Origin of the sequence: Bradyrhizobium arachidis, from assembly GCF_024758505.1 — a bacterium.
GTDB lineage: Bacteria > Pseudomonadota > Alphaproteobacteria > Rhizobiales > Xanthobacteraceae > Bradyrhizobium > Bradyrhizobium manausense_C.
In genome coordinates this window covers 7,239,410-7,260,452 of sequence record NZ_CP077970.1, presented here as the reverse complement: position 1 = coordinate 7,260,452, position 21,043 = coordinate 7,239,410, and the positions used below count along the sequence as shown (strand labels likewise).

Below are 21,043 nucleotides of genomic sequence, written 5' to 3'. Positions count from 1 at the left end.
ATTGACATTTCCCCCGTATTTGCCCTCAGGCAGGAGGCTTTTTTGCGCGAACTGGTGCGGACCAACGACATGGTGCTGGTATCGGCGATCGGCGCGCTGCTCGATGGCGCGAACATCCACCATCTGGTCCTGGACCAGAACATGAGCATCATCGAGGGCTCGCTCGGCATCCTGCCGCGGCGGATCCTGGTTCATGAGGACGACGCCAGCGAGGCTCGCCAGCTCCTCACCGAGGCCGGCCTCAGCCATGAACTGCGCCCCGATGACTGAGCTCGCGGCCACGGAACTCGACGTCACCGAGGACGCGTTTCTCGGCGGACAGTTGCGCCTGACGCAGCCGCGCTCCGGCCACCGCGCCGGGCACGACGCGGTCCTGCTTGCGGCGGCGACGTCGGCATACGCCGGCGCGCGCGTGGTCGATTTCGGCGCGGGCGTCGGCACGGCGGGACTAGCGCTTGCGCGCCGCGTCGGGGGCATCGATCTGGTGCTGGTCGAGATTGATCCGGACCTTGCGCGTCTTGCGCGCGCCAATGCAGCGGCGAATTCAATCCCGGCCGAAACGGTGGTGCTCGACGTCACCGCTGACGCTGAGACATTCGCGGCCAGCGGCCTGCCGCCTGACAGCGTCGACGTCATCCTGACCAATCCGCCCTTCAACGATCCGGCGCGCCATCGCGCTTCGCCGGACCAGGCGCGCCAGAGCGCGCATGTCGCGTCCGAAGACACGTTGCAGGCCTGGGTGCATGCCGCCCGCCGCATCCTCAAATCCGGCGGCGTACTGACCCTGATCTGGCGCGCGGATGGATTGACCGACGTGTTGGCAGCGCTATCACGGGGGTTTGGCAGTCTCGCCGTGCTGCCGGTTCATGGCGATGCGTCGAGCCCTGCGATCCGGGTGCTGGTGCGCGCGGTCAAAGGGGGCAGGGCGCCGCTGCGCATCCTGCAAGGCTTGATGCTCAACGACCTCTTGCTCAACGAAGAGTCAGACGTGCCCAAAAAACAGGTGCAGAAGAATGTGAGGGAAATTCTCGAGGGGAGAGCGGTGCTGCCGCTGGCGCAGCCGTGAGGTCGATCTACTGGGGAAGCGAATTCGTCTGCTGTTCCTGCGCCGTGGTGAAGCGAATCGCCGTGAAAAGCGCGCCCATCAGCATGATCAGCAGATAAATCTTCATGTCGTTCTCCGCTGCGCCATTGCAGCCGCTCGGCGACTGCTTTGCAAAACACGTTCCGGCGATGTCAATGACAGTCGCGTGATAAGAATCGGTTAAAATGAGGTAACGGCATGGCCGAACATTCGAATGATGGCAAAGAGTCCGGCCTGATCGATAAACTCAAGGAATATCTGCCCGCGCGCTTTCGTCCGGGCGCCGCGGTCGTGCCCGTCGTGCGGCTGTCGGGTGTGATCGGCGCGGTGACGCCGCTGCGGCCGGGCATGACGCTCGCGGGCGTCGCCCGCGTCCTGGAGCGCGCCTTCTCGGTCCGCAACGCCAAGGCGGTGGCGCTGGTGATCAACTCGCCCGGCGGCTCGCCGGTGCAGTCGCGCCAGATCTACTTACGCATCAAGCAGCTCGCGGCGGAGAAGAAACTGCCGGTGCTGGTGTTCGTCGAGGACGTCGCGGCCTCCGGCGGCTACATGATCGCTTGCGCGGGCGACGAGATTTTTTGCGATCCCTCCTCGATCCTCGGTTCCATCGGCGTCGTCGGCGGCAGCTTTGGCTTCCAGGAGGCGATCAAGAGGCTCGGCATCGAGCGCCGCCTCTATACCGCCGGCGAGCACAAGGCGATGCTCGATCCGTTCCTGCCCGAAAACCCTGATGACGTGGCGCGGCTGAAATCGATCCAGCGCGAGATCCATCAGATCTTCATCGCGCTGGTGAAGGAGAGCCGTCGAGCGCGGCTGAAGGGCACTGAGGATACTCTCTTCACGGGCGAATACTGGGCTGGCGAGAGCGCCGTCTCGCTTGGGCTCGCCGACGGGATCGGCGACCTCCGCTCAACTCTTCGTGCCCGCTATGGCGAGAAGGTTCTCACGCCCGTGATCGCCCAGCCGACCGGGCTGTTGTCGGGCTTTTTGGGCCGCAAATCTCCCGGCGCGGGCCAGCTTTCAGCCCTGGAGGGGCTGTCGGCCCTGCCGGACGATCTGATCTCGGCGCTGGAAACGCGGGCGATTTGGGCGAAATTCGGGTTCTGAGGTCAGGCGGTTGCCGCGCCATTTGGTCCCTGGGCATCCGATTGCAGGAGACGCCCCTTTGCGCGAGAATACGTGTGGGGGCTGAGCATTGAACAAGGATCGACAGATGCCGCCGTTCGTTGCATTCGCGGGCGTTCTGGGTGGACTTGCCGTGGTTCGCTGGGCGTACAAGACCGCCGTCCGGATCAACCAGGAGCTGGAAGAGATGCGCCTGTCGCGCGTCGCTGAAGCCGCCCATGCCGGGGAAATTCGAACGTTGAAGCGGGACCCCGTCACCGGGGCGTATCGGCCGGGGTAGTTTTCGATTTCACACGCTGTCATTCCGGGGCGCGCGAAAGGGCGAACCCCAATGCGTAATCGCGCATTGTGGAATCTCGAGATTCCGGGTTCGGTCCTGCGGACCCCCCCGGAATGACGGTCGTTGGGCCGCGTTTCCGCCCCCCTTTGCCTTGATTCCCATCTCCGCCGTCGATACGGTCCCGCGCGATTCAAAACCCCCCGCGAGAGCCTGAACTGACGATGGACTCATTGCCCGCCCATATGCGCCCGGAACGCTCGTTCCAGGGCTTTATCCTCGCGCTCCAGCGCTTTTGGGCCGAGCAGGGCTGCGTGATCCTGCAGCCCTATGACATGGAGATGGGCGCGGGCACCTTCCATCCGGCCACGACCTTGCGGGCGCTGGGGCCAAAGCCCTGGAATGCGGCCTATGTGCAGCCGTCGCGTCGGCCCAAGGACGGCCGCTACGGCGAAAATCCCAACCGGATGCAGCACTACTACCAGTTCCAGGTCATCATGAAGCCGTCGCCGCCGAACCTTCAGGAGCTGTACCTGAAATCGCTCGCCGCGATCGGCATTGATTCCGCCGTGCACGACATCCGCTTCGTCGAGGACGACTGGGAAAGCCCGACACTGGGCGCCTGGGGGCTCGGCTGGGAGTGCTGGTGCGACGGCATGGAAGTGTCGCAGTTCACCTATTTCCAGCAGGTCGCAGGCTTTGAGTGCGCGCCGGTCGCGGGCGAGCTCACCTACGGGCTCGAGCGCCTCGCGATGTATGTGCAGGGCGTCGACCGCGTCTATGACCTCAACTTCAACGGCCGCGACGGTGACGCCAAGGTCACCTATGGCGACGTCTTCCTGCAGGCCGAGCAGGAATATTCGCGGCACAATTTTGAAGTCGCCGACACCGCAATGCTGTTCGAGCAGTTCAAGATGGCCGAGGAGGCCTGCAAAAAGTATCTTGCGGCCGGCTGGCGCGAGGGTAATCGAAAAGAACACCTGATGGCGCTGCCGGCCTATGACCAGTGCATCAAGGCGAGCCACGTCTTCAACCTGCTCGATGCGCGCGGCGTCATCTCCGTGACCGAGCGGCAGAGCTACATTCTTCGCGTGCGTGAACTGGCAAAGGCCTGCGGCGAAGCCTGGATACATACCGAAGCGGGCGGAGCGGCCTGATGCCCGATTTGTTGCTAGAGCTGTTCTCGGAAGAGATTCCCGCGCGCATGCAGGCGAAAGCCGCGGATGATCTGCGCCGCATGGTCACCGACAAGCTCGTCGCGGAGGGCCTCGTCTATGACGGCGCCAAGGCATTCGCGACGCCGCGCCGTCTCGCGCTGACCGTGCACGGCATCCCCGCGCGCCAGCCGGACCTCAAGACCGAACGCCGCGGACCGAAAATGGGCGCGCCCGACGCGGCCGTGCAAGGTTTTCTCAAAGCGACCGGTTTGAAGTCGCTCGACGAAGCCAAGATCCAACGCGACCCAAAGGGCGACTTCTACATCGCGCTGATCGAAAAGCCCGGCCGCGCCGCGATCGACGTGCTTGCCGAGATTTTGCCGGTCATCATCCGCACCTTCCCCTGGCCGAAATCGATGCGCTGGGGTGCGCGCTCGGGCAAGCCGGGCTCGCTGAACTGGGTGCGTCCGCTGCACGCGATCACCGCGACCTTTGGGCTGGAGACCGAGGAGCCCGATGTCGTGAAGTTTTCGGTCGACGGCATCGAGACCGGGCAGACCACCTACGGCCATCGCTTCCTCGCGCCGGCTGCCATCCAGGTGCGCCGCTTCGAGGACTACGAGGCAAAACTGCTGGACGCAAAAGTCGTGCTCGACCCCGAGCGGCGCAAGGATTCGATCCTTGCCGACGCTACGGAGCTCGCGTTCGCGCAAGGCTTTGAGCTCGTCGAGGACCAGAACCTGCTCGACGAGGTCGCGGGCCTCGTCGAATGGCCGGTCGTGCTGATGGGCTCGTTCGACGCAGAGTTTTTGGCAACGCCGGCCGAGGTGATCCGCGCCACCATTCGCAACAACCAGAAATGCTTCGTGGTGCGCGATCCCAAGACGGGGAAGCTCGCCAACAAGTTCATTCTGGTCGCCAATATCGAGGCGACCGACGGTGGAGCGACCATCATCGCCGGCAACGAGCGCGTGATCCGTGCGCGTTTGTCGGATGCGAAGTTCTTCTACGAGACGGACCTGAAGACGAAGCTACAAGACCGGCTGCCAAAGTTCGAGCAGATCGTGTTCCACGAGAAGCTCGGCACCCAGGCCGCGCGCATCAAGCGCATTGAGCGGCTGGCGGCGGAGCTTGCGCCGCTGGTCGGCGCCGACGTTGCGAAGGCGACACGTGCTGCGCAGCTTGCGAAAGCGGACCTGCTCACCGAAGTCGTCGGCGAATTTCCGGAAGTGCAGGGCCTGATGGGCAAGTACTACGCGCTGGCCCAGGGCGAGGACGCTTCCGTCGCGGCCGCGTGCGAGGAGCATTACAAGCCGCAAGGGCCCGCGGACCGCGTGCCGACCGATCCGGTGAGCGTTGCGGTGGCGCTGGCGGACAAGCTCGACACGCTCGCCGGCTTCTGGGCGATCGACGAGAAGCCGACGGGATCGAAGGACCCGTATGCCCTGCGTCGCGCGGCGCTGGGTGTGATCAGGCTGATTGTCGAAAATGCGCTTCGCCTGCCGGTCCTCAAGGCGGCGCAGTCCGCGCTCGCGGGACTGTCCGTCGCTGCGGACGCCAGCAAGCTGCCGAGCGATCTTCTCGCCTTCTTCGCTGACCGCCTGAAAGTCCAGCTTCGCGAGCAGGGCGCACGGCATGATCTCGTCGATGCCGTGTTCGCGCTCGGCGGCCAGGACGATCTCCTGATGATCGTCCGCCGTGTCGAGGCGCTCGGAAAATTTCTCGATAGCGACGACGGCAAGAACCTGCTCGCCGGCACCAAGCGTGCCAGCAACATCCTCTCGATCGAGGAGAAGAAGGACAAGCGCACCTTTGACGGCGCGCCCGATGCGGCGCTCTACAGCCTCACTGAGGAGAAGGCGCTGGCGAAGGCGATCGGCGAGGTGACGACCGAGGCGCGTGCAGCGGTTGCGAAGGAAGACTTCGCCGCTGCGATGAGCGCGATGGCAAAGCTGCGTCCGCCGGTCGATGCCTTCTTCGACAAGGTCCGCGTCAACGACGATGATCCGAAGGTGCGCGAGAACCGGCTAAAACTGCTCAACGAAATCCGCAGCGCGACGCGTGCGGTCGCGGATTTTTCGAAGATCCAGGATTGATCTCGTGCCCCACACCCGTCATTCCGGGGCGGTGCGCAGCACCGAACCCGGAATCTCGAGATTCCGGGTTCGCGCTTCGCGCGCCCCGGAATGACGGTTTGCAAAAATGCCCCGCCCGGCGGGGGGAAAACCGGGCGGGGCCTGATGTCCGTCGTTGGTTGTTGCGCGCCAGTTTCGAATTGGCGCGGCGGACATCTAGTCTAGTCCAGCACCTCGACGATGCGCCGTGAGCGCGGCTCGACCAGCAGGGTCTCGCCGTTCACGACGGTGTAGCGATAGGTCGTCGCGCCGAAGCGCTGCGGCACGTCGTAATAGGTGATGCCGGCCTCCGGCAGCACGCCGCCGACCACGATGCGATCCGGAACGGTGAAGGTGGGCACGCGCTGCTCGACGACGTAGTCGCGGAAGGCCGATCGCTGGTCGACCGCGATGCTGGCACCGCGTTCGACCACAACGCCAGGTGCGCGCCCCACCGTGATGTCGGCTTGCGCGTTTGCCGCGACCGGCGCGCTGATCGCGGCCGCAAGCGCTGCAAGGGCAAGAATTCGCATAGGCAACTCCTTCGCAAGTGAGTTCGGGCCGCGCATATTGCGCGACCGGTTGCCAATGCCTCCCTCCGTTCAATGTTCCGAGGAAAGCGCCGCCGCATTCGCGGCAATTTCAGGCAGTTTTCGCGATGGCCGGAACCCGCAGGCTTGCTCGAGCGTCTCTACTCGCGGAACCGGCCCCGCTATGATCCGCCCGCGATTCGCGGAAGGTTCTCCCGCAAAGCTTCAGAAGGATATTTCATGCACATCACCGTCGCCCACATCTCGCCTATCATGTCGCTGATTGCGGGCGTGCTCATCCTGATCATGCCCCGGCTGCTCAACCTGATCGTCGCGATCTTCCTGATCCTGAACGGCGCGATCGGGCTCGGGCTCCTGAAATGGCTCCATCTGTGACGTCCCCCATCCCCCTTCAGTCCGACTTGCGCGATGCCGCCCAAAATGGTGTAAGGCGCGCGATTTCCGATCCCTCTCGCAGGTTGTGTGCAAGCTATGGCCAAAGCCGCCTCGAAGCCTAAGAAAATGCCAGCGAAATCAAAGTCTTCTGTCAAAGCCAAAGCTGCGCCTCCGGCGCGCAAGGCGTTGAAGAAGAGCGCTGTGAAGCCGGTGGCCAAGGTGGCTGCCAAGCCTGCCGCCAAAGTGGCTGCCAAGCCCGTCAGCAAGCCTGTGCAAAAGCCGGCGCCGGCCAAGGCCGCTCCAGTCAAGGCTGCTCCAGTCAAGGCTGCGCCGGCGAAGGCCGGCAAGTGGGTGTTCACCTTCGGCGACGGCAAGGCCGAGGGCAAAGCCGACATGCGCAACCTGCTTGGGGGCAAGGGCGCGAACCTCGCCGAAATGGCCAATCTCGGCCTGCCGGTGCCGCCCGGCTTCACCATTCCGACCTCGGTCTGCACGTATTTCTACGCGCACGACAAATCGTATCCGAAGGAACTGCAGTCGCAGGTCGAGAAGGCGCTCGACTATGTCGGCAAGCTCACCGGAAAGATTTTTGGCGACACCAAAAATCCGCTGCTGGTCTCGGTGCGCTCCGGCGGGCGCGCCTCGATGCCCGGCATGATGGACACCGTTCTCAATCTCGGCCTCAACGACAAGACAGTGGAGGCGCTGTCGGAACTGTCGGGCGACCGGCGCTTCGCCTATGACAGCTATCGCCGCTTCATCACCATGTATTCCGACGTGGTGCTCGGCTTCGAGCATCATCACTTCGAGGAAATCCTCGACACCTTCAAGGACGGCCAGGGCTACTCGCTCGACACCGACCTGACTGCCGACGACTGGGTCGAGCTGGTCGGCAAGTACAAGGATGCGGTTGCGCGCGAGACGGGCAAGGAATTCCCGCAGGATCCGCACGATCAATTGTGGGGCGCGATTGGCGCTGTGTTTTCGTCCTGGATGAACGCGCGCGCGGTGACCTACCGCAAGCTGCACGACATTCCGGAATCCTGGGGCACCGCGGTCAACGTGCAGGCCATGGTGTTCGGCAACATGGGCGATACGTCGGCGACCGGCGTTGCGTTCACGCGCAACCCCTCGACCGGCGAGAGCAAGCTCTACGGCGAATTCCTGATCAACGCGCAGGGCGAGGACGTGGTGGCGGGCATCCGCACGCCGCAAGACATCACCGAGCAGGCGCGCAAGGACTCCGGCTCCGACAAGGCGTCGATGGAATCGGCGATGCCGGAAGCCTTCAAGGAGCTGACGCGCATCTACACGATGCTCGAGAAGCACTATCGCGACATGCAGGACATGGAGTTCACCGTCGAGCGCGGCAAGCTCTGGATGCTCCAGACGCGCGGCGGCAAGCGCACCGCCAAGGCGGCGCTGCGCATCGCGGTCGAGCTCGCCAATGAAGGCCTGATCAGCAAGAAGGAAGCGGTGACCCGGATCGATCCGGCTTCGCTCGACCAGCTCCTGCATCCGACCATCGATCCCAACGCCAAGCGCGACGTCATCGCGACCGGCCTGCCGGCTTCGCCCGGTGCGGCCTCCGGCGAGATCGTGTTCTCCTCGGACGAGGCGGCAAAACTTCAGGCCGATGGGCGCAAGGTCATTCTGGTCCGCATCGAGACCAGCCCGGAAGACATCCATGGCATGCACGCCGCCGAAGGCATCTTGACCACGCGCGGCGGCATGACCTCGCACGCAGCGGTGGTTGCGCGCGGCATGGGCAAGCCCTGCGTCTCCGGCTGCGGCACCATCCGTGTCGACTATGGCCGCGGCACCATGAGCATCGGCCCGCGCACCTTCAAGACCGGCGACGTCATCACCATCGACGGCTCGCTCGGCCAGGTGCTCGCCGGCCGCATGCCGATGATCGAGCCGGAGCTCTCCGGCGAGTTCGGCACGCTGATGAACTGGGCCGACCAGGCTCGCAAGATCGGTGTCCGCGTCAACGCGGATACGCCGGAGGACGCGCGCACCGCGATCAAGTTCGGTGCCGAGGGCATTGGCCTGTGCCGCACCGAGCACATGTTCTTCGAGGAGACCCGCATCCGCACCGTGCGCGAGATGATCCTCTCCGAGGACGAGCAGGCTCGCCGCGCCGCGCTTGCAAAGCTGTTGCCGATGCAGCGCGCCGACTTCGTCGAGCTGTTCGAGATCATGAAGGGCCTGCCCGTCACGATCCGCCTGCTTGATCCGCCGCTGCACGAGTTCCTGCCGCACACCCACGCCGAGATCGAGGAAGTGGCGCGCGCCATGAACACCGATCCGCGACGGCTGGCCGACCGTGCGCGCGAGCTGTCGGAGTTCAACCCGATGCTCGGCTTCCGCGGCTGCCGTATCGCGATTGCTTACCCGGAGATCGCGGAGATGCAGGCGCGTGCGATCTTCGAGGCGGCGGTCGAGGCGCAGAAGCGCACCGGCAAGGCTGTCGGTCTCGAGGTGATGGTGCCGCTGATCGCGACCAAGATGGAGCTTGATCTCGTCAAGGCGCGTATCGATGCGATGGCGCAGGCCGTGATGCGCGACACCAACACCAAGCTCGCCTATCAGGTCGGCACCATGATCGAGCTGCCGCGCGCCTGCCTGCTCGCGGGCGAGATCGCGGAGAGCGCCGAGTTCTTCTCGTTCGGCACCAACGACCTCACGCAGACCACCTACGGCATCAGCCGCGACGACGCCGCGAGCTTCCTCGGTCCGTACGTGTCCAAGGGCATCCTCGCGATCGATCCGTTCGTCGCGCTGGACCAGGACGGCGTCGGCGAGCTCGTCAAAATCGGCGTCGCGCGCGGCCGCAAGACCCGCGCCTCGCTCAAGATGGGCATCTGCGGCGAGCACGGCGGCGATCCGGCCTCGGTGGCCTTCTGCCACGATATCGGTCTCGACTACGTCTCCTGCTCGCCCTACCGCGTGCCGATCGCCCGCCTCGCAGCAGCGCAAGCCGCAATCGGCAAGCAGGTCGCAAGCCAGGCGTAAACGCGAGCGCGAGATACGAATTGAGAGAGGCGGGGCAGGGCTCCGCCTCTTTTGTTTGTGTGTGTCCACGCGCTCGCGGTGATGGGTGTGAGGCACGCGCGTGCCACGCTCTCGCTGTCATCGCCCGCGGAGGCGGGCGATCCAGTATTCCAGAGACGGCAGTGATTGAATCGAGAGGTCGCGGCGTACTGGATGCCCCGGTCAAGCCGGGGCATGACAGCGGTGATGTGGAAGCACGTGGTGACGCAGATGCAGTGATGCGGAATCATTCTTCGCAGCGATGGAACTCTCACACTGTCCCGCAATGAGACGCGCGTGAAGGGTTCCTTCACCATTTGCGTTGACCAGTTGTTTACCGCTTCGCTCCAGCGACTGTTCACCAACACACGCGATCGTCCCGTGAAAACACCTGCGATTGCTTGTCTGTGGTGCGCGCGCAACTCCGATTAACTCCCCGGCAACCTAAATTAGATACCAACGAAAAAGATCGAATTGCACGGATGTACTGAAGTTCGATCAAAGCGAACTAGCGTAAGCGTTGCGTGAGCGTATCGATGTTTGTGTTGCGTAACCATCCGAAGGGCGCGCGGTTCGCGTCCTTCGGCATCGGTCTCTGCATCTTCGCATTGATGCCGAGAGAGACCGGCTATCAGGACATTGCTTCGCTGTTGGCGCGCCAACCCGGCGTCGCCGAGCGCTGGCAGAAGCAGGTATTTTCCGCGGCGTCCTCGATCCAGCTCGCCACCTACAGCTTCTCGCGTCCGATCGGCACGTCGGTGCCGCAGAGCGCGACGTACCGGCTTGCGAGCCTCGACAATGGCGACATCACCGGTGCGATCACGCGCAATCCCGTCGTGCAGATCCCGCTGCGCTACCAGGCTTCCGACTTTCCCAGGGTCGATCGCACGCTGAAGGGCGATCGTCTCGCGACCGTTACGCCGTCGGCCACTCCGTCGGAGACGTCGGCGCCATCAGCGCCCGCGGCGCAGGACCCCGCGACATCAAACAGCTCCGTATTCGGCGCCAAGACAGCCGAAGCCCCGGCCAGCTTCTCCTCGCCTGAGTCAGCAGCGCTCGACCCGGAATTGCAGGAGGCGCTGCGCGCGCCGCCGTTGCCGCAATATGCGCCGGCGAAATCCGAGGCGGCGCTCGCCTCGCAGCCGCGCGGCGACGTGAAGCCCGCGGACCAGGTTCCGCAGCGCGATCCCTTCAGTATCAAGACGTCAAATCTGTTCTTCGGCAGCTCCTCGCTCGGCGGCAATATCGAGAGCATCGAGAGCTGGCAGCCCGGCGCCGAGCCGCTGATCGTGATGCCCGACCCCGATATGAAGGTGATGGCCTCACTGCCGCCGCCTTCGGAGGATGTTGCGAAGGCGACCGACGGCGGCGAGAGCGTCGCGCCCAAGGGTGAGGTCAACGCGGACGATCAGCGCGTCAGATCGCCGGCGGAGCGTCTGGCGCTGGACGACAAGTCGCGCGCTAAATCGGAAAAATGCCTCGCGGAAGCCGTTTACTTCGAATCCCGCGGCGAAGCCGTGCGCGGGCAGATCGCGGTGGCGCAGGTGGTGATGAACCGGGTGTTCTCAGGCAAATATCCGGACACCGTGTGCGGTGTCGTCTACCAGAACAAGTATCGCCATCTCGCCTGCCAGTTCACCTTCGCGTGCGACAACAATGCCGACGTGATCCGCGAGCCCGACATGTGGGAGCGCGCCAAGAAGATCTCCAAGGCGATGCTCGACGGCCAGATCTGGTTGCCCGAGGTTGGCAAGTCCACGCACTACCATGCCTATTGGGTGCGGCCGTCCTGGGTCGCCGAGATGAAGAAGATGTACAAGACCGGTGTGCATACCTTCTACCGGCCACGGAACTGGGGCGACGGCAGCGAGGCGCCGGCCTGGGGCACGGCGGCGCAGACCGCGGCGATCTCCGCCGAGCTCGCGCAGGAAGCCAAGAGCTCGGCCGAGATGAGCGCGACTCGCTAACCCTCTACGCTTCGATATCGAGCGCGCAGTCGAAACTCGCCGCCGAGTGGGTGAGCGCGCCCGCAGAGGCGTAGTCGACGCCGGTCGCCGCGATTTTTGCAATCGACTCCAGCGTAACGCCGCCGGAGGCTTCCAGCGCGACGCGACCCTCCGCAAGGCGCACCGCTTCGCGCAGCGTCGAAAAGTCCATGTTGTCGAGCAGCACGGCATCGGCCAGGCCGGTGGCCAGCACCTCGCGCAGTTGCGCCAGGGTGTCGACCTCGATCTCGATCTTGACGAGGTGGCCGGCATGGGCGCGGGCGCGTTCCAGCACCGGGCGGACGCCGCCGGCGACCGCGATGTGGTTGTCCTTGATCAGGATCGCATCGTCGAGACCAAAACGGTGGTTGAAGCCGCCACCGCAGCGTACGGCATATTTCTCCAGCGCGCGCAGGCCCGGCGTGGTTTTTCGCGTGCAGCAGATGCGCATCTTGGTCCCCTCGGTCTGCCGCACATAGTCGGCTGTCAGGGTCGCGATCCCAGAGAGCCGGCCGACGAAGTTGAGTGCGGTCCGCTCGGCGGTGAGCACGGCGCGCGCTGGGCCCGAGATCGTCAACGCGCGCTGACCCGCCTTGACGCTGATGCCATCGCGGACATGCGCCTCCACCGCGATGTCGGCCGAGAGCCTTTGCAGCGTCGCAAGCGCAAGCGGAAGCCCGGCGATCACGCCGGCTTGCCGCGCGACCAGGATGGCCTGGGCCTTGGTCGTCTCGGGGATCGTCGCCAGCGATGTGACGTCGCCGGCGCGGCCGAGATCCTCATCGAGGGCGCGATGCACGGCTTCGTCGATCGCAAGCGGCGACAGGAATGCGTCGGGGTAGAGCAGGGATGCGGGTGTGAGCACGGAAACCTCCATCAGGCGATCATGGCTTGCGCGGCGCGCATCGGCGACCGCTCGGAAAACTGCTCCGCCACGTCACGCGCGGCGGCGAGTGTCGTCAAGGTCCGCTGTGCCAGCGCGGCGTTCTCGGTTGGGTAGTCGGAGCGGAAATGTCCGCCGCGGCTCTCGCGGCGAGTGAATGCGCTGGCCGCGACCAGCAGGGCCGAGGTCGCCATGTTGCGCAGCGCGATACTGCCGGCATTGCGTTCGAGCGCCGCAAAATGTTGCACGGCTTCCGTGAGCCCGTCGCCGTCCCTGATGACGCCGACTTGCGCGCTCATCATCGCCCGCAAGCGCTGCTCGGCGCGCAGGTCCAGCGCCGCATTGCGCGGCGTTACCAGCGCCTCGGGCAGGCGGGCAGGCGAGGGGATGGCGCGGCCGGCGATGTCGTCCGCGATGCGCGCAGCATAGACGACGGCCTCCAGCAGCGAGTTCGAGGCGAGCCGGTTGGCGCCATGCGCACCGGTCGAGGACACCTCGCCGCCGGCCCACAGGCCATCGATGGAGGAGCGGCCGCGCGTATCCACGGCGATGCCGCCCATGTGATAGTGCGCGGCCGGCGCGATCGGGATCGGCTGCGTCGCCGGATCAAGGCCGGCGGCCTTGCAGCTCGCATACACTGTTGGAAATTTTTCGGCAAAGCGGGCGCCGAGCGCCTGCCGTGCGTCGAGGAACGCCCCGCGTCCGGCTGCGATCTCCGCGAACACGCCGCGCGCCACGATGTCGCGCGGGGCGAGCTCGGCGAGCGGGTGGCACGCGGCCATGAAGCGCTCTCCGCCCGCGTTGATCAGCGTAGCGCCTTCGCCGCGCAGCGCTTCGGTCGCAAGCGGCGCCGGATCGCGGCCGACCATGATGGCGGTCGGGTGGAACTGCACGAATTCAGGGTCGGCGATCACAGCCCCCGCGCGGGCTGCAATCGCAAGCCCGGCGCCGCTCGCCTCGTTCGGGTTGGTGGTGATGGCATAGAGATGGCCGATGCCGCCGGTCGCGAGTACGACGGCGCGTGAGGCGATGGTGACGGGACGCGCGACCGCGTTGTTCGCATCGCGCAACTGCAAGCCGGTGACCGCGCCGTCCTCGGTCAGCAGTGCTTCGGCGACAAAGCCCTCGATCAGCCGGATCGACGGTGTGCGGCGGACAGCGTCGCTCAGCGCCGCGATGATCGCAGCCCCCGCCATGTCGCCGCGCACATGCACGATGCGCCGCGCCGAATGCGCGGCTTCGCGCCCCACGGCGAGCCTGCCCTCGAGGTCGCGGTCGAACGGCACGCCGTAGGCGAGGAGATCGTGGATGCGTGGCCCGGCCTCGCGCGCGAGGCCGAGTGCGACGGCTTCGTCGACGAGGCCGGCGCCGACCGCAACTGTATCGGCCGCATGCGCCTCCGGGCTGTCGCCCTCGGCGACGGCCGCCGCAACACCGCCCTGCGCCCAAGCGGTGGATGCGCCTTGGCCGAGCGGAGCTGCCGAGATCACCGTCACCGGGCGCGGTGCGAGTTTCAGCGCGCAAAACAATCCGGCAAGGCCACCGCCGACGATGACGACGTCATCGGTGGTGCGAGTGAGGTCATGGACCTTGGTCATAACTGCCCCCACTAATTCTTCAGATTGATCATCCGCTCGACCGATCGCCGTGCGTTTTCCGCGATCGCGGGATCGATCGTCACTTCCTCGCGCAGCGTCAGCAGGCTCTCGAGGATGTTCGCCAGCGTGATGCGCTTCATGTGCGGGCAGAGATTGCAGGGCCGCAGCATCTCGACCTCGGGCAGCTCGGCGCGGACATTGTCGGCCATCGAGCATTCCGTGATCATCACGAGTCGCCGCGGCCGCTTCTCGCGCACCCATTTGATCATGTGTGCGGTCGATCCCGTGAAGTCGGCTTCCGCCAGCACGTCCGGCGGGCACTCCGGATGCGCGATGATCTGCACGGACGGGTCGGCCTCGCGAAAGCTGCGCAACTCGTCGCCGGTGAAGCGCTCATGCACCTCGCAGGCGCCCTTCCACGCGATGATTTTGACGTCGGTCTTCGAAGCGACGTATCTGGCGAGATACTGGTCCGGCAAAAAGATCACGGTCGGCGCGCGCAGGCTCTCGACCACCTGCACCGCGTTGGACGAGGTGCAGCAGATGTCGACCTCGGCCTTCACGTCCGCGGAGGTGTTGACATAGGCGACGACCGGCACGCCGGGAAAACGTTCGCGCAGGAGACGCACATCCGCGCCGGTGATGCTGGCGGCGAGCGAGCAGCCGGCGCGCGAATCCGGGATCAGCACCGTCTTGTCCGGATTGAGCAGCTTCGATGTCTCCGCCATGAAGTGCACGCCGCACTGGACGATGATGCCGGCCTTCACCTTGGTCGCTTCGACCGCGAGCTGGAGCGAGTCGCCGCCGATGTCGGCGACGCAGTGGAAGATCTCCGGCGCCTGGTAGTTGTGCGCGAGGATCACGGCATTGCGCGCCACCTTCAGCTCGTTGATCGCCTTGATTGTCGGCGCCATCAGCGGCCACTCGATCGGCGGGATCACGTGCTTCACCCGCTCATAGAGCGGCGCGGTGGCGCGCTCGACCTCGGGCGTCCAGTCCAGCGAAGGCGCTGGCAGTGCGTCGCCGCCGGCGTGCGAGGGACGGATGGTGGCAGCCGGCCGGCGTGGCGCTTGGCGGGCGAAATCCTCGGGTCCGAATAGTCCAGCAATCGGCATGGCCGTCTCCTTCTATATATACTCACTTTGAGTATATTATGAGCCTGAGAATGCCGGCCCGCTGGGCCGGCCATCTTCGCAGGCGGTCGCTTCCAAGCTCAGAAAATCATATTATTCTCAATCTGAGCAAATCTAAGATATCATCGTCTGGCCGATTGGGCTAGAGCCTCACGATTAATTTGATCGGCACAGGGCGCGTGCAAATCGCAGGGCTGCAATGCGCGGTGTGCTTCGGACTTGGCTTTTCATGCAGATGCATTAACTGCTTTTGGCGCGGTTGCCTATTCCGGACCCGCCAAGAGCAAGCAGGACATTGCATGTCGACAACCCAAGCCGGTCCGGTCTCGCAGTCCTCAGCCTGGCGTACGCCTGCCATCATCATCCTCTGCGGCTGCGCCATCGGTATGCTCGGCTTTGGCCCGCGCTCGACGCTCGGCTTCTTCGTCCAGCCGATGAGCCATGAATTCGCCTGGGGCCGCGACGTGTTCGGTCTCGCGATCGCCGTGCAGAATCTGTTGTGGGGCCTGGGCCAGCCGTTCGCCGGCGCCGTTGCCGATCGTTTTGGCCTGTTCCGTGTGATGTGCGTCGGCGCCGTGCTCTATGCCGGCGGTCTCTTGCTGATGCGTTATTCGTCGACGCCGCTCTCGCTCAATATCGGCGCGGGCGTGATGATCGGCTTCGGTCTTGCCGGCTGCTCGTTCAATCTCGTGCTGTCGGCTTTCAGCAAGCTGCTGCCACCGGAGAAGCGCGGCCTCGCGCTCGGTGCGGGAACGGCCGCGGGCTCGTTCGGGCAGTTTCTGTTCGCGCCCGTCGGTGTCGCGCTGATCGACAACTTTGGCTGGCAACAGGCGCTGACCGTGTTCTCCGGCCTGATGCTCCTGATCATTCCGCTGTCGTTTGCGCTTTCCGTGCCGCGAGCCGCCGCGTCCGCCAACGCCACGACCAAGGACGACCAGTCGTTTACGACCGCGCTCGCGGAAGCGTTCGGTCACCGCTCCTACGTGCTGCTGGTGCTCGGCTTCTTCACCTGCGGCTTTCAGCTCGCCTTCATCACCGTGCATCTGCCTGCATTCCTGGTCGATCGCGGCATCTCCACGCAGACCGGCGGCTGGGTCATCGCGGCAATCGGGTTGTTCAACATCGTCGGTTCGTTGAGCGTCGGATATCTCCAGAACTATCTGCCCAAGCGCTACATCCTCTCGACGATCTATTTTACGCGTGCGCTCGCGACGCTCGCCTTCATCTCGTTCCCGATCACGCCGTTCTCGGCGGTCGCGTTCGGCGCGATCTCCGGCCTCACCTGGCTGTCGACGGTGCCGCCGACCTCGGCGCTGGTCGCGCTGATGTTCGGAACGCGCTGGCTCGCCACGCTCTACGGCTTTGCCTTCGTCAGCCATCAGGTCGGCGGCTTCCTCGGCGTCTGGCTTGGCGGCATCGTGTTCGAGCGTTTTGGTTCCTACACGCCGATCTGGTGGCTCTCGATCCTGTTCGGCGTCCTGTCGGCGCTGATCAACCTGCCGATCGTGGAGAAACCCGTGGCACGAGCGGTTGCGCAGCCTGCCTGATCGGCTAAACATCCCCCGAAACAATTTTGGGGAGTTCAGCCGTGGCAACGTTCAAGGCGATCCGGATCGAGAAGGCCGACAAGGGCACATCAGCGCAACTGGCGCAGTTCGACGAAGCCGAACTGATGGATGGCGACGTCACCGTCCGCGTCGAATGGTCGACGCTGAACTACAAGGACGGCCTTGCGCTCACCGGCAAGGCACCAGTGGTGCGACGTTTCCCGATGATCGCCGGCATCGACTTCGCCGGCACGGTCGAGCAATCCTCCCATCCGCAGTGGAAAGCCGGCGACAAGGTCGTCTGCACCGGCTGGGGCATGGGCGAGACGCATCTCGGCGCCTATGCCGAGAAGGCGCGGGTGAAGGGCGATTGGCTGGTCGCGCTGCCCCAGGGCCTGTCGGGGCGCGATGCCATGGCGATCGGAACCGCCGGCTTCACCGCGATGCTCTCGGTGCTGGCGCTGGAGAAGCACGGCCTGTCTCCGAAGAGCGGCCCTGTCGTCGTCACCGGTGCGGCCGGCGGCGTCGGCTCCGTCGCCACCGCCGTGCTCTCGAAGCTCGGCTATCACGTCATCGCTTCGACCGGCCGCGCCTCGGAAGCGGGCTATCTCAAAGACATTGGCGCGGCCGAGGTGATCGATCGCAACGAGCTGTCGGGCGCCGCCAAGCCGCTCGCCAAGGAACGCTGGGCCGGCGGCGTGGACAGCGTCGGCTCCACGACGCTGGCAAATCTGCTGTCGATGGCGAAGTATGGCGGCGCGATCGCGGCCTGCGGTCTTGCCGCGGGTATGGACCTGCCGACGTCGGTCGCGCCGTTCATTTTGCGCGGAGTGTGCCTTCTCGGCATCGATTCGGTGATGTGTCCGATCGAGCCGCGAAAAGCCGCCTGGCAGCGCCTGGCAACCGATCTGGATCGCTCGAAACTATCTGAAATCACTAAGGAAATTTCGCTCGATCAGGTTGCCGAATACGGGCCGAAAATCCTCGCGGGCGAGGTCCGCGGTCGGATCGTGGTAAAAATTCTCTAACGACGTTCAGACTTTACCAACCAAGCTGCTCCAATGTTGCCACGGTTAGTATGGTAAGCAGCGGGTAAAGGAATAACGCTTTACCCGCTACTGGGGTTGTTCGGAGTTGAGCATGCTTGCGCGTATTGTGTTGGGGGCCGTGACGGCGGCAGCGGCGGTTGTGCCGGCCATTGCAGGAAGCATGAACGCCGATGAGGCGCGTCGCTTCGTTGCCGGCAAGGTATTCGCCTTCACCTGTTTCGACGGCACCAAGGGCGCAGGCCGTATCCTCGACGATCTCGGCGCGGCAGGCGCGGTGCAGTTCTCGGGCTCGGGCCCGGTGCGTCATATACGTCTCCCCGGCAACACCCTCCAGATCCGCGGCCAGAACGTCTGCGCCTCGATCAAGGGCATTCCGTTCGAGCCTTGTTTCAACCTCGACAAGCGCGATGACCGCAGCTTCCGCGGCTCGGTCTCCGGCATGGGCTTCGCCTATTGCGACTTCCACCACCAGGGCGGCAATCAGATGCTGATGGCGCGCGCGGCGGCGCGACCGCGTTCGCTGCATGCGCCGGCGCAGACGGGTTCGATCGATCCATCGCGCACCGAAGTTGCAACGCGCGTGGAAACGCCGCGCGTCGAGACAGGCCGTATCGAGCCGGTGAAGTCGGAGGCCAAGCCCGCGGCGCCGAAGAACGAAGGCCCGCTCGAATTGCGCCGCTCCACCGATTGAGCCTCGTGCGCGCGGTAAGCTCCGCGCGCTCCGTCATTGAAATCATCCGGCAAACCATGAAGCCTCCGCGCCGTAGTCATACGGGTGGCGGCCTTCATCGCTTGGTAGCGACTTGCGTCCCAGTCTTTGCGCAAAAGGCCGGGAAACGCGGCCCAATAGCAGGGGTCAAAAATGTCGCTCTATTTCTTTCGGATCAGCACCGGGCGTTACTCCGGCGCGTCCGACCAGCCCTACGAGTTCGAGAATCGCGCAGCGGCCTGGACCGAGATGACCCGGGTCTGCGCCAGCTTGATCGGCAGTATCGCGCGCAGCCTGCAACCGAATGCCGAGTGGTATATGGACCTGCTCGACGAGGACAAGAAGCTGATCTTCCGCATCAGCCTCCTCAGCGAAACTGGGGCAAGCGGCGGCTGCGCTGGCTAAAATCCAGAGCCATTACCGCGGCGTGTAGTTAACACGTTACGCTCGCAATACGCGCTGGATTCCAAGGATTTAGCCCAGAATTCCGTAATTCTCCGGAGCTCGTCGTTAACCAAATCGGAATTCCAGGAGCTCAAGCTTTAGGCAAGGGCGCGATCAACGTCCAAGCGACCGACAATGACTTGGCCGCTGGTTTCTGGGGAAACGTGCCATGTTGAGCCTTATTCAGAATTTGCGGATCGGTACCAAACTGGCGCTTGCATCGGCGCTCGGTATCCTCCTCGTCGCAGCCATGATCGCGAGCCAGCTCGTCGGCAACGACAAGGTGCGTCATTCCAACGAATCGGCGCACGAACAGCAGGCATTGGCGCGGGATGCAGTTGAAGCCAAGCTTGCGCTGCGCGGCATGCAGCTCGGCGCCCGCGACGTCCGCCTCGCCAACAATCCGGCCGAGCTACAAAAGGCGAGCGACAGCCTCCTCGAACGGTCCAGGTCCCTGAACGGTCTCGTCGAGGAGATGCTGAAGCTGTCGCACGCACCGGAGAACCGCGCGCGGTTGCAGAAGCTCAAGAGCCTCGCGCCGGACTACCTCAGGGGGGTCCAGCAGCTCGCATCCATCCGCAGCGAAGCCATCGCCGCGACCGGACCAGATGCGGCCGCGCGTCTCGCCACGCTCGCCGAAGAGATCGCGCGTGTGACCCGTGAGGTCACGCTGCCGATGGCAGCCGAGATGGACACGACGGCCAACCAGGTCGCCGAGTTTGCCACGCATAGAAGCGAGGAGGAGGTCGCCGCCGCGGCGCGGGAAATGACCGCGAGCGAGCATCTCGGCATCGTCGTCGGTTCGTGTGCCATGCTCGTGCTCATCGGCTCCTGGCTGATGTCCTTCCTGACCATCGCGCGTCCCATCAGCGCGCTGACCGTCGCGATGAATGAGCTCGCCGGCGGCAATTTTTCCGTCGTGCTGCCCGGGCTGGGCCGCAAGGACGAGGTCGGCGGCGTCGCCGGTGCGGTCGAAAGGTTCAAGATCGTGTCCGAGCAGAAGGCGCGCGACGAAGCCGAGGCCAAGACCAGGCAGGACAAGATCGCGGCCGAGCAGCGCAAAGCCGAGATGCGCAAGCTGGCCGACAGCTTCGAGTCTGCGGTCGGCGAGATCGTCGACACCGTCTCCTCGGCATCGACCGAGCTGGAAGCTTCCGCCTCGACGCTCACCTCGACCGCGGAGCGCTCCCAGAAGCTCACCACCATGGTGGCGGCGGCGTCCGAGGAAGCCTCGACCAACGTGCAGTCGGTGGCGTCGGCGACCGAGGAGCTATCCTCCTCGATCACCGAGATCAGCCGCCAGGTCCAGGAGTCGGCGCGCGTCGCGAGCGAGGCCGTCGGCCAGGCCCGCGTCACCACCGAGCGCGTCAGCGAGCTCTCCAAGGCGGCGACGCGGATCGGCGACGTGGTCGAACTCATCAACACCATCGCGGGCCAGACCAATTTGCTCGCGCTCAACGCCACGATCGAGGCCGCCCGCGCCGGCGAGGCCGGGCGCGGCTTCGCGGTCGTCGCCTCCGAGGTCAAGGCGCTGGCCGAGCAGACCGCGAAGGCGACCGGCGAGATCGGCCAGCAGATCTCCGGCATCCAGGCCGCGACGCAGGAATCGGTCGGGGCCATCAGGGACATCAGCGACACCATCGAAAAGCTGTCCGAGATCTCCTCGACGATCGCGGCGGCGGTGGAAGAGCAAGGCGCGGCCACACAGGAAATCTCCCGCAACGTGCAGCAGGCCGCGCAGGGCACCCATCAGGTATCGGCCAACATCACCGACGTGCAGCGTGGCGCGGGCGAAACCGGGTCGGCATCCTCGCAGGTGCTCTCGGCCGCGCAGTCGCTCGCAGGCGACAGCAACCGCCTCAAGCTCGAGGTCGGCAGATTTCTCGACACCGTGCGCGCGGCCTGAGGACGCGCGTTACCTTTAATCACGTTTTCCCCGGCCGATACTGCAACCGCCGCGCGGAAGCGCGGCGGTC

General features: G+C 65.0%; 18 protein-coding genes. 14 read left to right on the top strand and 4 right to left on the bottom strand.

Going from position 1 to position 21,043, the window contains the following annotated elements:
• The first annotated feature begins 42 nt into the window (after positions 1-42).
• From KUF59_RS33810 to glyS, 6 genes are all read left to right on the top strand, one after another.
• Positions 43-270 (top strand): putative signal transducing protein, encoded by a 228-nt coding sequence (locus KUF59_RS33810; protein ID WP_212458857.1) that lies wholly within the window; start codon positions 43-45, stop codon positions 268-270.
• Positions 263-1,066 (top strand): tRNA1(Val) (adenine(37)-N6)-methyltransferase, encoded by an 804-nt coding sequence (locus KUF59_RS33805; protein WP_258767590.1) that lies wholly within the window; start codon positions 263-265, stop codon positions 1,064-1,066. Before KUF59_RS33810 ends, KUF59_RS33805 begins: the two co-directional genes overlap by 8 nt.
• A gap of 216 nt (positions 1,067-1,282) precedes the next feature.
• On the top strand, positions 1,283-2,191 hold the full coding sequence (locus KUF59_RS33800; RefSeq protein ID WP_212458855.1) for a S49 family peptidase: 909 nt from the start codon (positions 1,283-1,285) through the stop codon (positions 2,189-2,191).
• A gap of 106 nt (positions 2,192-2,297) precedes the next feature.
• Entirely contained in the window at positions 2,298-2,489 is a 192-nt protein-coding gene (locus KUF59_RS33795; RefSeq protein ID WP_212401469.1) for a hypothetical protein, read from the top strand.
• A 221-nt stretch (positions 2,490-2,710) separates the two neighbouring features.
• The gene (locus KUF59_RS33790) at positions 2,711-3,643 is read left to right on the top strand and encodes a glycine--tRNA ligase subunit alpha (protein WP_258767589.1); all 933 of its coding nucleotides are present in this window, start codon (positions 2,711-2,713) and stop codon (positions 3,641-3,643) included.
• Positions 3,643-5,739 (top strand): glycine--tRNA ligase subunit beta, encoded by a 2,097-nt coding sequence (gene glyS / locus KUF59_RS33785; RefSeq protein WP_258767588.1) that lies wholly within the window; start codon positions 3,643-3,645, stop codon positions 5,737-5,739. Before KUF59_RS33790 ends, glyS begins: the two co-directional genes overlap by 1 nt.
• Before the next feature lie 200 nt (positions 5,740-5,939).
• Here glyS and KUF59_RS33780 read toward each other — a convergent pair whose 3' ends face one another.
• Complete coding sequence (locus tag KUF59_RS33780) at positions 5,940-6,290, bottom strand: DUF1236 domain-containing protein (protein ID WP_212458852.1); 351 nt, start codon at positions 6,288-6,290, stop codon at positions 5,940-5,942.
• Between the two features lie 237 nt (positions 6,291-6,527).
• Between KUF59_RS33780 and KUF59_RS33775 the strand changes: the two genes are divergently transcribed.
• From KUF59_RS33775 to KUF59_RS33765, 3 genes are all read left to right on the top strand, one after another.
• Positions 6,528-6,683 (top strand): DUF3096 domain-containing protein, encoded by a 156-nt coding sequence (locus tag KUF59_RS33775; protein ID WP_212401465.1) that lies wholly within the window; start codon positions 6,528-6,530, stop codon positions 6,681-6,683.
• A gap of 96 nt (positions 6,684-6,779) precedes the next feature.
• Positions 6,780-9,701, top strand: coding sequence for a pyruvate, phosphate dikinase (ppdK, locus tag KUF59_RS33770; protein ID WP_258767587.1), 2,922 nt, complete (start codon positions 6,780-6,782; stop codon positions 9,699-9,701).
• A 554-nt stretch (positions 9,702-10,255) separates the two neighbouring features.
• Positions 10,256-11,686: a cell wall hydrolase gene (locus KUF59_RS33765; protein WP_258767586.1), complete on the top strand. Its 1,431-nt coding sequence runs from the start codon at positions 10,256-10,258 to the stop codon at positions 11,684-11,686.
• 4 nt (positions 11,687-11,690) lie between these two features.
• On the opposite strand, the gene nadC is transcribed toward KUF59_RS33765, so the two are convergent.
• Genes nadC through nadA form a run of 3 tightly spaced genes read right to left on the bottom strand, consistent with a single transcriptional unit; the run spans position 11,691 to position 15,300 of the window.
• Entirely contained in the window at positions 11,691-12,569 is an 879-nt protein-coding gene (nadC, locus tag KUF59_RS33760; protein WP_258767585.1) for a carboxylating nicotinate-nucleotide diphosphorylase, read from the bottom strand.
• A gap of 11 nt (positions 12,570-12,580) precedes the next feature.
• Positions 12,581-14,185: an L-aspartate oxidase gene (locus KUF59_RS33755; RefSeq protein ID WP_258767584.1), complete on the bottom strand. Its 1,605-nt coding sequence runs from the start codon at positions 14,183-14,185 to the stop codon at positions 12,581-12,583.
• An 11-nt stretch (positions 14,186-14,196) separates the two neighbouring features.
• Positions 14,197-15,300, bottom strand: a complete 1,104-nt coding sequence (gene nadA / locus KUF59_RS33750; protein WP_258767583.1) for a quinolinate synthase NadA — start codon at positions 15,298-15,300, stop codon at positions 14,197-14,199.
• 317 nt (positions 15,301-15,617) lie between these two features.
• Here nadA and KUF59_RS33745 point away from each other — a divergent pair, with 317 nt between their 5' ends.
• From KUF59_RS33745 to KUF59_RS33725, 5 genes are all read left to right on the top strand, one after another.
• The gene (locus KUF59_RS33745) at positions 15,618-16,865 is read left to right on the top strand and encodes an MFS transporter (RefSeq protein ID WP_212458845.1); all 1,248 of its coding nucleotides are present in this window, start codon (positions 15,618-15,620) and stop codon (positions 16,863-16,865) included.
• Positions 16,866-16,906: 41 nt separating this feature from the next.
• Positions 16,907-17,893: an acrylyl-CoA reductase (NADPH) gene (acuI, locus tag KUF59_RS33740; protein WP_258767582.1), complete on the top strand. Its 987-nt coding sequence runs from the start codon at positions 16,907-16,909 to the stop codon at positions 17,891-17,893.
• Between the two features lie 112 nt (positions 17,894-18,005).
• The gene (locus KUF59_RS33735) at positions 18,006-18,605 is read left to right on the top strand and encodes a hypothetical protein (RefSeq protein ID WP_258767581.1); all 600 of its coding nucleotides are present in this window, start codon (positions 18,006-18,008) and stop codon (positions 18,603-18,605) included.
• Between the two features lie 171 nt (positions 18,606-18,776).
• On the top strand, positions 18,777-19,028 hold the full coding sequence (locus tag KUF59_RS33730) for a DUF6894 family protein (RefSeq protein ID WP_258767580.1): 252 nt from the start codon (positions 18,777-18,779) through the stop codon (positions 19,026-19,028).
• Between the two features lie 208 nt (positions 19,029-19,236).
• The gene (locus tag KUF59_RS33725) at positions 19,237-20,973 is read left to right on the top strand and encodes a methyl-accepting chemotaxis protein (protein ID WP_258767579.1); all 1,737 of its coding nucleotides are present in this window, start codon (positions 19,237-19,239) and stop codon (positions 20,971-20,973) included.
• Positions 20,974-21,043 lie beyond the last annotated feature (70 nt).

What these genes read in the sequence shown, in the direction of transcription:
- KUF59_RS33805 (WP_258767590.1), top strand. Translation starts at nt 263, where the DNA reads ATGACTGAGCTCGCGGCCACGGAACTCGACGTCACCGAGGACGCGTTT.
- KUF59_RS33800 (WP_212458855.1), top strand. Translation starts at nt 1,283, where the DNA reads ATGGCCGAACATTCGAATGATGGCAAAGAGTCCGGCCTGATCGATAAA.
- KUF59_RS33795 (WP_212401469.1), top strand. Translation starts at nt 2,298, where the DNA reads ATGCCGCCGTTCGTTGCATTCGCGGGCGTTCTGGGTGGACTTGCCGTG.
- KUF59_RS33790 (WP_258767589.1), top strand. Translation starts at nt 2,711, where the DNA reads ATGGACTCATTGCCCGCCCATATGCGCCCGGAACGCTCGTTCCAGGGC.
- glyS (WP_258767588.1), top strand. Translation starts at nt 3,643, where the DNA reads ATGCCCGATTTGTTGCTAGAGCTGTTCTCGGAAGAGATTCCCGCGCGC.
- KUF59_RS33780 (WP_212458852.1), bottom strand. Translation starts at nt 6,290, where the DNA reads ATGCGAATTCTTGCCCTTGCAGCGCTTGCGGCCGCGATCAGCGCGCCG.
- KUF59_RS33775 (WP_212401465.1), top strand. Translation starts at nt 6,528, where the DNA reads ATGCACATCACCGTCGCCCACATCTCGCCTATCATGTCGCTGATTGCG.
- ppdK (WP_258767587.1), top strand. Translation starts at nt 6,780, where the DNA reads ATGGCCAAAGCCGCCTCGAAGCCTAAGAAAATGCCAGCGAAATCAAAG.
- KUF59_RS33765 (WP_258767586.1), top strand. Translation starts at nt 10,256, where the DNA reads ATGTTTGTGTTGCGTAACCATCCGAAGGGCGCGCGGTTCGCGTCCTTC.
- KUF59_RS33755 (WP_258767584.1), bottom strand. Translation starts at nt 14,185, where the DNA reads ATGACCAAGGTCCATGACCTCACTCGCACCACCGATGACGTCGTCATC.
- nadA (WP_258767583.1), bottom strand. Translation starts at nt 15,300, where the DNA reads ATGCCGATTGCTGGACTATTCGGACCCGAGGATTTCGCCCGCCAAGCG.
- KUF59_RS33745 (WP_212458845.1), top strand. Translation starts at nt 15,618, where the DNA reads ATGTCGACAACCCAAGCCGGTCCGGTCTCGCAGTCCTCAGCCTGGCGT.
- KUF59_RS33735 (WP_258767581.1), top strand. Translation starts at nt 18,006, where the DNA reads ATGCTTGCGCGTATTGTGTTGGGGGCCGTGACGGCGGCAGCGGCGGTT.
- KUF59_RS33730 (WP_258767580.1), top strand. Translation starts at nt 18,777, where the DNA reads ATGTCGCTCTATTTCTTTCGGATCAGCACCGGGCGTTACTCCGGCGCG.
- KUF59_RS33725 (WP_258767579.1), top strand. Translation starts at nt 19,237, where the DNA reads ATGTTGAGCCTTATTCAGAATTTGCGGATCGGTACCAAACTGGCGCTT.